This is a genomic window from Chitinophaga sp. YIM B06452, assembly GCF_039655965.1.
GTDB lineage: Bacteria > Bacteroidota > Bacteroidia > Chitinophagales > Chitinophagaceae > Chitinophaga.
In genome coordinates this window covers 1,049,937-1,062,139 of the sequence record NZ_JAWLKY010000001.1, presented here as the reverse complement: position 1 = coordinate 1,062,139, position 12,203 = coordinate 1,049,937, and the positions used below count along the sequence as shown (strand labels likewise).

General features: G+C 53.1%; 8 protein-coding genes. 3 read left to right on the top strand and 5 right to left on the bottom strand.

From position 1 onward, the window contains the following. The first annotated feature begins 13 nt into the window (after positions 1-13). The 3 genes from R3I13_RS03955 to R3I13_RS03945 all read left to right on the top strand — a co-directional run bounded on the left by R3I13_RS03955 (position 14) and on the right by R3I13_RS03945 (position 4,309). Positions 14-1,450, top strand: coding sequence for a hypothetical protein (locus R3I13_RS03955; protein WP_346316624.1), 1,437 nt, complete (start codon positions 14-16; stop codon positions 1,448-1,450). A gap of 18 nt (positions 1,451-1,468) precedes the next feature. Further along, positions 1,469-2,992, top strand: coding sequence for a sulfatase (locus R3I13_RS03950; RefSeq protein WP_346316623.1), 1,524 nt, complete (start codon positions 1,469-1,471; stop codon positions 2,990-2,992). Positions 2,993-3,457: 465 nt separating this feature from the next. Continuing rightward, the gene (locus tag R3I13_RS03945; RefSeq protein ID WP_346316622.1) at positions 3,458-4,309 is read left to right on the top strand and encodes a hypothetical protein; all 852 of its coding nucleotides are present in this window, start codon (positions 3,458-3,460) and stop codon (positions 4,307-4,309) included. A 119-nt stretch (positions 4,310-4,428) separates the two neighbouring features. Here R3I13_RS03945 and R3I13_RS03940 read toward each other — a convergent pair whose 3' ends face one another. The 5 genes from R3I13_RS03940 to R3I13_RS03920 form a co-directional block, all read right to left on the bottom strand. Further along, positions 4,429-4,674 (bottom strand): hypothetical protein, encoded by a 246-nt coding sequence (locus R3I13_RS03940; protein ID WP_346316621.1) that lies wholly within the window; start codon positions 4,672-4,674, stop codon positions 4,429-4,431. A gap of 127 nt (positions 4,675-4,801) precedes the next feature. Next, complete coding sequence (locus R3I13_RS03935) at positions 4,802-7,714, bottom strand: T9SS type A sorting domain-containing protein (RefSeq protein WP_346316620.1); 2,913 nt, start codon at positions 7,712-7,714, stop codon at positions 4,802-4,804. A gap of 42 nt (positions 7,715-7,756) precedes the next feature. Beyond that, a complete protein-coding gene (locus R3I13_RS03930; protein WP_346316619.1) occupies positions 7,757-8,983 on the bottom strand; it encodes an MFS transporter in 1,227 nt (408 codons plus the stop codon). A gap of 19 nt (positions 8,984-9,002) precedes the next feature. Then, positions 9,003-10,646 (bottom strand): FAD-dependent oxidoreductase, encoded by a 1,644-nt coding sequence (locus R3I13_RS03925; protein WP_346316618.1) that lies wholly within the window; start codon positions 10,644-10,646, stop codon positions 9,003-9,005. An 81-nt stretch (positions 10,647-10,727) separates the two neighbouring features. Continuing rightward, complete coding sequence (locus R3I13_RS03920) at positions 10,728-12,191, bottom strand: RagB/SusD family nutrient uptake outer membrane protein (protein WP_346316617.1); 1,464 nt, start codon at positions 12,189-12,191, stop codon at positions 10,728-10,730. Positions 12,192-12,203: the final 12 nt, after the last annotated feature.

The window sequence follows — 12,203 nt, the reverse complement described above, 5'->3', positions numbered from 1 at the left end:
CAGATAAGGAAGCATGAAAGTTTTGTTTTTCAACGGCATCAACATCACCCCGCATATCGAAACAGAAATGGAGATTGCGACGGACCTGTTGAAAGAAGGCCATGATGTATATTTTGTGCAATGCCGTGGCGAACTGCATTTCTGCAACATTAATTTCACCCGTGCGGAGTGGATCTGCCGCGACTGCCGCAGCCGCCAGGAAAATTCATTCAACATACTCGGCCTGCCGCCGGAGAAGATACTTTACTTCAAAGACCTTGCGGTTGATGAAAAGATCATTCCTGAAAAATTCGCTTCCATAGACGAACTGAAAGCCTTTACCTACGAAGGTTCAGACATAGGTATGGGCGTTGCTTCCTCCCTCATTTCCGCCTACCGCGACCACCGGCTGGATATGGAGAAGTTCAAAAAAAATATCCGCGAAGGCATATGGACGTCGTTGTACGTGCATGAAAATGCCAAAAGGATGCTGGACGAACTGAAGCCGGACCTGGTGATCGTCTTCAACGGCCGCTACCTGGAGATCAGGCCGATGATGCGCCTTTGCGAGGAAAGAGGCATTCATTTCCAGACGCACGAGCGCGGCGGCACCATCGAAAAATACATCCTCTGCGATAACAGCACCCCGCACGACCTGGAAAGTCTTGCGCGGGAGATCGTTGAAGGCTGGGAAAAAGCGCCGGCAGACCGGGAAGAAACAGGGAAGAAGTTTTTCGTGGACAGAAGGAACAGGATATTGCAGTCGTGGATCGTATTCACGGCAGACCAGGAGCTGGGAAGCCTGCCGCCGGGGTTTGACAGGAACGTGAAGAACATTGTGCTGTACAACTCTTCGCTGGACGAATACGAAGGCATAGCCGGCATTTCCGGCAGAATATATGCAGACGACAATAAGGGGATCGCGCAGCTGCTGGAGAGCTTTGAGCACCGGAAGGACATTCATTTTTACATCCGGGTTCACCCTAATCTCAAAGGCGAGAAAAATACGCAGGTAAAAGAGCTGGACGAAATAGGCAGGCGTTTCAGCAATCTCACCCTTATCAGGGCGGAAGAAATGATAGATACCTATGCGCTGATGGATGCGGCAGATATCGTGATGGTGTTCAGTTCTACCATGGGCGTTGAAGCGGCCTTCTGGGGCAAGCCGGTGGTGCTTTTGGGCAATTCGTTCTACGACAGGCTGGAAGGTTTTTATACGCCTTCCACGCACGAAGAGGTAGTTGCCCTCCTGCAGCAGGACCTTCAGCCGATCCCTTCCAAAGACCTGCTGAAATACGGCTACTGGGAACTGGAAAGGGGAATGTATTATAAACATTACGAGCCAAAGACGCTCTTTGAAGGTACGTTTATGGGCAAAAGCATTGCCGTAACGCCGGCGCAGAAAATGATGAATTATTTACTGGTAAAGAAAACACGCTGGATGAATAAACTGAAAAAGCTGACCCGATAACCTTATAAAACCCGTTTTATGATGCTACTAAAGAGAACACTGCCGGCTTTCCTGTTGCTGCTGGCTGTTGCTGGCCAGGCGCAGACCAGGCGGCCGAACATTATTTTTATCTTCTCCGATGACCACGCCTTCCAGGCGGTGAGCGCTTATGGCGGCAAGCTGGCGCAAACGCCGAATATCGACCGCATTGCGCGCGAAGGGGCTATTTTCCGGAATGCGCTCGTCACCAATTCCATTTGCGGCCCCAGCCGCGCTACCCTGCTCACAGGTAAATACAGTCACCGCAACGGCTATACGCTCAATGAAAAACGGTTTGATGTCACACAGTTGCTGTTTCCGCGCGTATTGCAGCAGCACCGGTATCAAACCGCCTGGATCGGGAAATGGCATCTCGGCAGCCTGCCTGAAGGTTTCGACTACTGGCGCATCCTTCCCGGCCAGGGCCATTATTACAACCCCGATTTCATCGAAAAAGGAAAAGACACCGCGCGCCTGCCAGGTTATGTGACCAATGTGATCACAGATGTGTCTATCGACTGGCTGCAGCACCGCGATACCAGCAAACCCTTTATGCTGGTGGTTGGTCATAAAGCCACCCACCGCGAATGGCTGCCTGACCTCCAGGACCTGGGCGCATACGACAACGTAAATTTCCCCCTTCCCAGATCCTTCAAAGACGATTACAAAAACCGTGTTGCCGCACAAAACCAGGATATGAGCATCGAAAAAACGATGCGCCTGAAAGAAGACCTCAAAGTGCATGCGGACTACAACCGGTTTGTCTATAACCGTTTCACCCCTGAAGAAAAAGCGAAGTTCAAAGCCTACTACGACAAAGTGAGCAAAGAATTCGATGATAAAAATCTCAGCGGAGAAGCCCTCACCGAATGGAAATACCAGCGTTACCTGAAAGATTATCTTTCCACCGCGCGTTCGCTGGACAGGAACATCGGCCGCCTGCTGGATTACCTGGATAAATCCGGGCTGGCTGCAAACACTGTAGTAGTATATGCTTCAGACCAGGGATTTTATCTTGGCGAGCATGGCTGGTTCGATAAGCGGTTCATTTATGAAGAATCCCTGCGCACACCATTTGTGGTGCGCTACCCGGGCGTGATAAAACCCGGTACGAAAGTGAATGAACTGATGACGAACGTGGATTGGGCGCCGACGATCCTGGACATAGCCGGGGCGCCGGTTCCGGGAGAAATGCAGGGCGTGTCTTTCATGCCGCTGGTGAAGCCCGGGGCCAACAAATCGGGCTGGCGCAAAGCCGCTTATTATCATTATTACGAATTCCCCGAACCGCATCATGTGAGCCCGCACTTCGGGTTGCGCACAGAACGGTATACACTGGTGAGGTTTTATGGCCCGGCAGACAGCTGGGAGCTGTATGACCTTGTGAAAGACCCGATGCAGCTAAGGAATATCTATGGTTCGAAAGGAACAGAAAAGATCACAGCAACGCTGAAGGAAGAGTTGCGCAAACAGATCGAATCGTATAAAGACGATGAGGCGTTGAAGATATTGGATAAAGGATAAATCGCCTTTCCCGCGTAATAAAAAGCACATGTGTATTGCATGTGCTTTTTTTGTGCGTATTTTCATTTTCGTAGAAACAGCCGTTGCCGGTTGCTATCTGCCTGATTTTCACCATAACAATGTGATAACAAAATATGAACACGGATAAAAGTAACTTAGGAACCTGGTAATCCAAGATCTGAGCGAATAAAAGACCGGCACCGAAACGAATCCAACAACAATCATTTTTTTGACCATCTCCTGGCAGAAATAACCTCATCTGCTACTGTTCTATCATTTCCCGTTTTCCCACGTTTAGCTGTTATGCTTATAACGGCATGACCGCTCATGTAAACAATTAAAACCTATGGTATGAAAAAATTGATGCATTGGAGTCTGATTGTCGCATTTTCAATTGGAATGTACAGCTGCGAAAAATCTGTTGAAAAAGGCCAGGATGAGCCGGCTCCCCGAAATCTAAGCGTTGTGTTACCTCCGTCGGATGCAATTACTACTGTTTGCCCGACCCCGTATGTGATCATCCTCGAAAGTATTACCCAGGTGGGTTCCAACTATGAATGGGTTTGGAGCGTCAGCAACCCCAATCCCGGCAACGGTTCCGATGGCACGGTGCAAAACCTCAGCCACTGGGATATTGAGTTGGGTCAATGCGCTACCATGGACGATATCGTTGGCGCGGCATACAGCGGCGACGGCGTGACCTGGACCCCTTTTATTCCTACCTACGAAGAAGATGCTTCCATGCTGAACGCATGCAGCCTTCTTACCGGTCCGGTATTAAAATTCGATTTTGGCACGTCGGGTACCGCCAAAAGCTATTATAAACTGGTCTTGAATAAAAGCCTGAACATCGATATGGGCGCTACAGCATTTTACAAGAGCGGCAATACCACCGGCTGCGGAACCCAATGTTTTCCCGGCCTGGGTTGCCCGGATGAGGTTGTGGAAGGATGCAGTTTTTCACAGGGCTATTGGTTTGCAAAACCGGGCCTGGTATGGCCGGGGAATGTGACCATTGGCGGGTATAGCTACACCCAGGCAGAAGGTGTTGCCATATGGAAAAGCTCCAATGCAGGCGGCATAGGCACGGCGAAGAAAGTATTCCTCCAGGCGGCTGCCATCAAGCTGAGCGGAACCAATGTTTCCCCAACGGCTACAGTATGGCCTTATGTACAGGCGATCGATGCCTGGCTGACTACACTGCCTAAATTAACCCCGGCAAATGTCAAATCGTTTAACGGCTCCCCGGACGCCGCGGAAGCCCTTGCAGCAGCGGATGCCGTTGCAGCGTGGATAGAGGCGCATCATTGTGAATGACTTTTTATTAGTTAACCGTGATATGGTCTTAAAAAGCAAAGAAGCGTTCGCAAGAGCGCTTTTTTGTTGGGTGCAGGTGTGCCGGGGAAAGCATTGTGAACCACATGGCATTTCCCATTTTACCGTTTTTTATCCTCCGGTACTTTCAGCTGCTGTGCAATGGCCTGCTCCAGGCTATCCGGGATAGTGGCAGCCTCATCGCCAAGGGCTGCAAACCTGAGCAGTTCCTCATCCCAGGCGAATGTATATACCGGGCCGCCGTTATACGTGATCCTGAAACGCTCCTCTTCATTATAAGCGAAAGGTTCAGCCGTAACGATGTATGGAACATTATCTACCAGTAAGTTTAATGTTGTTGCTACCATGGTAATCCGTTTATGACCACCCGCACAAAAACCGGGCCTTTGGCATAAATGCAGTTACCGTGGTTACATAAAAAAGCGGCGCTTCAGGAAGAAGCGCCGCTTGGCTTATTCATAGTTTCCGGGATAGTTAGAATATGACCACTTTTAATGACTGCCGGAACCCGGCGCCTTCCAGCACCAGCAGGTACACGCCACTGCCGGTTGTTGCGGGCAGCGGGAGCGTTTGCCGTACCTGGCCCTGGGGTAATGCCCAGTAGTACACTACGTTTCCACGCAGATCAACCAGGCTTGCATGTACTTTTTGTTTCAATGCCTGCGGGCATACCACGTAAATGACGTCCGAAGCCGGGTTGGGATAAATGAATGCGGCCGCCTCCCGCTCGCGGCTTATAACCACAGCGGGTTTACGAGCCAGCTGCGTATTGCTGTCGTTCAGCCCTGTTGTATACCATCCGGCGCCATAGCTGCCTGCTGAACTTGTAACCGCGTCCGCGGTGCTGGTGTCGGTGGGTATTACATCGTACGTGCCGGCATGAGTAGTGGAAAATGCGAGCCTGTTTTGCGCGGCGCCATCGTCTGCCCCGTAGCCGATACTGATAGCCGTGAAACCGGCAAGATTGCCGCTGCGTATGGCGCAATGCCAGCGCCTTGCAGTGGATAAGCTCCCCATACCTGTGCCCGGCGTGCCGGCCGCCGTATCAATAGACAGCTGTACGGTTGCTGCGCCGGAAACGGATGCCAGGCCCGTTAATACCACTTTCCTGTGTTGCCCGCCGGAACCCGCCGGGAAAGTTTTGGTAACAGGTGTTGCGCCTGTAGTGAGCGCCACCGCGCCATTTACGAAACTGCTGCTGCTGCCGGGTGCGCCGTTGTACGAAGTATTGGTGCAGATCAACGCTTTTCCTGCGGGCAGGTAAATAATACCGTCTGTAAGCGTAATGGCCGCATTGCTTGATTTCAGGGTGAGGCTGTCGCTGATCATCACGCCGTCGGGGTTGTTGATGGTGATGTTGTGCATCGACCTGGAAACGGGGATCTCGTGGCCTTCTGTCATGAGCTGAGCCGGTGCGTTCGCGTCATGATTGTAAACGACGTACAATGCAGCAGTAGTTCCCAGCGTATAATCGCCGGCGAGCGAAGCATGCTGTGAACGCCTGATCTGGCAGTTCACGGAGCTGGCGCTGCCGCCAACTTTAGTATTGTCCATCGTGAGGTTGCTGCCGTTATGAAATACGCCGCCGGCAAGTGTCAATACCTGCGGAATGCTGACCGGCGTTTGCAATACAACACCAGAGTCGTTATTGATCGTGAGGTTGCGGATAATGCCGTTCGCATAGGCTCCTGTTCCGCCCAGCACAGTGCTGCCTGCTGCCGGACCCATGATGAGGATGGTATTCGCCTTTGAAAGATCAGCGGCGCCGTTGTTTTGCAGACTGCCGTTGACGGTAACTGTTCTGCCGATGGTGCCGTTCCGGGCGTTGAATGTACCGGTGTTCTCCACTACCAGGTCGCCCGTCGTGAAGGTGTGGGTAGTAGTGGCATTGAAACCCAGTGTGCCGGCTATTTCTGTGCGCGTTACTTTTACCGGCGTATTGATGGTAATGCTGCTGCCGGCAATGATCACCGCCGTATCCGCATCCGCGGGCACTACGCCCCCCTGCCAGCTAGTAGGCAGCGACCAGCTCCCGCCGGTTGAAGTTGATCTTATCAGTCTTCCTATGGAAGAGGGTATTACTTTGAACGGGATGCACGCATTGGCGACCTTTCCACGATGATCGTGCACATATACATACAACCGGTAATTGCCGGCTGCAGCCGGCGTCATAAAACGCGCGCTGTCCGCATCCTGCGAAACGACCAGGCCCGGCAGCGCCGGCAGGCTGGCGGTAGGTTCTCCACCGGCCATGTTGCTGTTTTCGGGAATGATCAGCCATTCGTAACGCAATGAATCGTTATCAGGATCGCTGGCGCGCACCCACCCCGTGTTGAGGGTATTCGCTTCCACGATCACGGTGTCTTCCGCGCGTTTACCGTTAAAGAGCAGCGAATCTCTTGTGCGGATCACCGGCGCGCGGTTGGAAGGATACATCCCCGTCCATACATACTGCATTTCGTCGGTAGCCCCGAAAGCCTCTCCCAACCGGTTATACAGGCCATACCAGGTTACCACATCGCCGGCAGATTGGTAGCCCCATACGAACACAAAGCCGCCGAGACAGTTGTTGGCAGCATTGGCCGCGATATAGTCGAGGTAAGCCTGGCGGTACACTATGGCCTTTTCGGTGCTGGTTTGTTCAACCAAAGCTCCCCAGGGCATTTTCCGCTTTGGTTCGGGGTTCATCTGCCAGGTGCCTCTTGGCCCGAACTCGGTGATCATATAAGGTTTTGTCCAGCCGGCGGTTTGCAGGTTGCCTAAAACTCCGGGAAGGTTGGGCGCGTAGCTGTTGATGGAAAGTATATCCAGGTGGGTGAACCGTTCCTTCAGCAGCTGGATCTTCTTCAGGTCTGAATTTACGAGCACGCAGGTGGTGAGGTGATTGGTATCTGTTTCATGGATCATCTCCGCGATATCGTTCAGCGCATCCCAGTAGGCGATGTTATAGGCAGTGTCCAGCGGGTTGTAGTTCGCGTCCGTTTCATTGCCGATTGCCCACATCAACAACGCGGGGTGATCTTTGAACGCGAGCACCTGGCTACGCATGTTCTCAAATTGCAGCCGCACGGCGGCAGTATCCGCGTAGTTCATTTCCTGCAACTTTTTGACGCCCAGGCCGAGGCAAACGGTGATGTTATGATCATCCGCACTGTCCAGCCACCGGCCGGTGGAATCATTGATGCTGTAGGTACGGATGGTGTTGCCGCCGTAGGCTGCCACCTGCACATGATAATTATTGGCGGCGGCGCCTTTGATGTAATAAGGCGCGCCGCCGCGACGCAGGGTGTATACGCCCGCGGAATCTGTTAACGTGGTTTTGACGGCTTGTGCGGTTGCGCTACCTGCAACGGCAAGCACCGCCAGCAAGAGTATCAGTTTTTTCATGTGTGGAACGTGGTTTTAAAAGGTGTGTATATCTGTCATTCCTCACCATTCCTCCAGGTAATCCAGGTCTTTATGAAATGTTTCCTGCATGCCCGCAAGCGACCAGAAGGCAAGCGCCAGGCATATCACGCCCACGCTGATGCCGGCATATACCAGGGAGCCGCTGAAGAGCAGCTGCATGAATTGAAAAAGAAAAGTAAGCGGCACCACCGCACCGCGCACAAAGTTGGGCACAGTGGTCGTAACCGTTGCCCGGATATTGGTGCCGAACTGTTCTGTAGCGATCGTCATGAACACCACCCAGTATCCGACGGAAAAGCCCAGCAGGCCGCATATCCAGTAAAAGAGCTGCAGGCTGATGCCGGAGGCCAGGAAATAAATGCTCACAGCGGCCATGCAGCAGAACAGGTAGACATACACTACCCTGATCCTGCTTTTCAGCACCTGGCTGAGCGCGCCGCTGGCAATATCACCCACAACGAGGCCGCCATAACACCAAGCCACCGCCGCGCCGGCATTCACATCGCCCTGGATGTTCAGCACCTTCCCGAATTCGGGCGAAAGCGTGATCAGCACGCCAACCACGAACCAAAGCGGCACACCGATCAGGATGCAGCGCAGGTACTTGAGAAACCTGTTCCCATTGGTAAAAAGCGCAAGGAAATTCCCCCTGTTCTCCGACCGCTTCGCCGCGCCGAACATGCCCGATTCCACCACGCCGATGCGCAGCAGCAACAGCAAAAGGCCCAGGCCGCCGCCGATAAAGAAGCTGGTTCTCCAGCTGAAATGCTGCGCGACGAAATAAGCCGCCACAGCGCCGCTGATGCCTACGGCCGCAACGATGGTCGTTGCATAGCCTCTTTTTTCTTTCGGCATGAGTTCAGCCACGAGCGTAATGCCCGCGCCGAGTTCACCGGCCAGCCCGAGACCGGCGATAAAACGCCACAGCGCATAGGTCCATACGCTGTCCGCAAAACCATTGGCAATGTTGGCGGCGGAATAAAGGAAGATGGACCCGAAAAGCACGGAGAGCCTTCCTTTCCTGTCGCCCAGCACGCCCCAGAGTATGCCGCCCAGCAACATGCCCATCATCTGCACATTGAGCAATAGAATGCCTTTGTCCGTCACTTCCTGGCCGCGCAGCCCAATGGATTCAAGGCTGGGCACACGCACGATGCTGAAGAGCAGCAGGTCGTAGATGTCCACAAAATACCCGAGAGAGGCCACGATCACCGCGGCCAGCACGCCGCTCCTGTTTGACTGTTTCATATCTTTCATCTGTTGTAGCTTATTTCCTGTCAAGTGAAAGTACCTGCCCGTCTTTCAGCAATACCGGCTGCAGCACTTCATAAGGCAATTCCTGTACGGTGATATTACGGTCCAGCGCGAGCGCCGCGGCAGTACCGGCAGATTGGCCGAGTACCATGAACACCGGCTCCATGCGGATAGAACTGTAAGCCACATGCGAGGCAGACAGGCACACAGGCACCAGCAGGTTGTGGGCTTCTGAAGCTTTGGGCCTTAACGAACGGTAGCTGATGGTGTAATAAGTGTTCTTTTGTTTGCCATAGCTGCCTTCTGCATGAACCCGTCCCTGTTCGTCCACCACGCGGGAAACATAGTGGCAGTCCAGCGGATAGGTGGCTACAGCAACTGCGTCCTGTACGGGTTCCTCGCCATTGCAGTTCTTTTCTGTCATCACATAATCGCTCACCATTCTCCGCGCTTCTCTTACATACAGCTGGTGGGGGAAGTTGCCGTTGTCTTTGAATTCGTCCTTCGGCAGGCCCCAGCGTTTCATTTCTGTGCGCAGGGAATCGGGTACGCGCGGATCGTTGCCCAGGAACCAGAGCAAGCCCAATACATAGTTCTTATGCATTTGCGCGATCTTAGCCCGGTCTGCATAATTGCCTTCAGGCCATCCGTAGTTGGCGCCCACAAAATCAGCCTGGTTGGTATCTGTCTTTTTATTGGGCATGGGCGTGAAGGAAATAATATTTTTCAACTGGTGGCCAGGGTTCAATTCCAGGAACCGCGCCAGGAATTCGTACCAGAGCGGCTGGTAGCCTGCCGGTTTCACGATATCAATGCGGTTGGCAGGATCGTCGGTGAGCGTCATCCGGTAACAGAACGATTGCGTGCGGTGGTCGCCCTGCCCGTCTGGTCCCGGGATGCGCGGCTCCAGGAATGGCAGTACGCCGGAGGAAGGCACGCCTTTTTTCACATAAGGATCTATGGAAACACCGTCTTTACCGATGATCTCGTTGAGCTTGATGCCGTTCAGCGATTCGTTGTATACGCTGTTCGATTCCCTGCCTACGATGTAGGAAACGCCGGCCTTGGCCATCAGGTCTCCTTCATAGGTGGCGTCTATAAATATTTTTGCATGATAGCGGTGGCCATTTTCCATGCGAACGGCAACGATGCCCGCGTCTTTTTTCTCCACGCCGTTCTTCAGCTGCAGCCTTTCTTTGTACACCACTTCCACGCCCGCTTCCTGCAACATTTTTTCCAGGATGCCTTCCGCTACGCGGGATTCGTATACCCACTGCATTTTCAGGGAATCGTTCTTGCCGGAGAAAGTGCGTTTTTTGGAACGCTCGAAAAATACGTCCCTCGATTCGCTACGCCATGCGCTGCTATCGCTGTAATAAGCATACAGGCGTTGATAAAAATCGCGCGTAAGCCCGCCGGCGCTTCTAAAATTATTCAGGTCTGTGGCAGTGAGGCCCGAAGTAGCGACGCCGCCCAGATGCGCTGTATTGCTGATCAGCAGTACCGATTTGTTCATTTTCGCTGCCTGTATGGCCGCCGTGATGCCCGCGGGCGTTTCTCCATACACACATACATCCCATTGTTTTTGAGCGTACAGCCGGTTGCCAGCCAGCAAAACGATCATTACTGCCAGGCTGCGGATAATTGAAGTCTTCATTTTTATCAGTATTTAAACATGAGTATAGCTGCACGAACAGGTTTTGCACCTGTTCGTGCCAGCCGGGAAAAAGTTGTCTGATCAGTATCCCGGGTTCTGTTCCAGCAGGGGATTGGTATCCATTTCCTGCGACGGGATGGGGAAGAGGGTATCGGAATCCCTGACGGTTATGGAAGGATCCTGTGCGTTGATGGCCTGTTTCAGCTTGCCGGTGCGCAGCAGGTCAAAACGGCGCTGCCCTTCGAAAGCGAATTCCAGCCTTCTTTCTTTCAGAACAGAGTCCTGGAACGCCGCAGTGCTGAGCCCTCCCGCAAGATCTCTTGCAGAAGGGGCATGCAGCGGCAGGCCATACGCGCGCCTTCTTACCTGGTTGAACGCTTCCAGCGCCTCGGTGCTGCCGGGGCTGGACATATACAACGCCTCTGCAAACATCAGCAGCACATCCGCATAACGGACGATGTAGTAGTTATTGCCGCCATCGTTCACGTTCAGCGCCGCAGGGTCTTTAAACTTCGCGACGTAATATGGGTTCTTGATCGTGGTGGGCGCTTTAGGATCACCGGTATAGGGATATTTTATCACATTCACATCTTTACGAAGATCGCCTTCAGGGTAGGCTTCGTAGTGGTTCTTGGTGACAGGATTGTCGCCATTGCCACCGAACCCCGGCCGTTTATCGAACGAAGGACGGTAGAAACCTGCGTAGCTGCTGGGGATGTTGCCGGAGCCGCTGAGGAACTGCACTTCGAAGATCGATTCGGTCTTGTTTTCATTGGAGATCAGGAATACATCCTGGTAAGAAGGCCAGAGCGAGTAGCGGCCAAGCGCCATCACTTTTCTTGCTTCTTCCACCGCCTTTGTGTAGTCCTTCTGCGTCAGGTAAGTTTTTACGAGCATGGCCATGGCGGCGCCGCTGGTGGCCCTTCCGGTGTTGGCCGCGTCGTATTCCGGCGGCAGGTTTTCCGCGGCGGATTGAAAGTCGGCAATTACCTGTGCATATACTTCTTCCGCCGTGGCTCTTTTAACCGCAAGGTCGTTGAGCGAAGCAGTCGGTTTAAGCTGCAGCGGCACACCCCCGAAAAGACGCACGAGGTTAAAATACATCAGCCCCCGCACGAAGCGGGCTTCCGCCTGCAGGCGTTTCTTTTTTTCGTCTTTGACGGCGGTCATTGCGCCGATATTTTCCACGGCAGCGTTGGCGCGGTTGATCACCTGGTAGCTGGTGCTCCAGAACTGGTAGAACAGGTTGGTACCGGGATCAAAAGTGAATTTATCCAGCGCGGTCTTATCCGTATTGCTGGTGTTGCGGCCGAATCCCCATTCGCAGTCGTCTGTACCCTGCGACTGTATCACTTCCATGAACTGGTTGTAGAGAAAAGAACTGGTCATGCCGGAATACACGGCGTTGACAGCTGAAATGGCGTCCGCCTCGGTCTTGTAAAAATTCCCCGTAGTGTAAGTGCCTTCGGGAACGCCGTCGAGCTTGGCGCAGCCTGCTGCCGCCAGCGTAATAAGTATGATGATGAAATAAAATGCAGATCTCATGACGAATGTGTT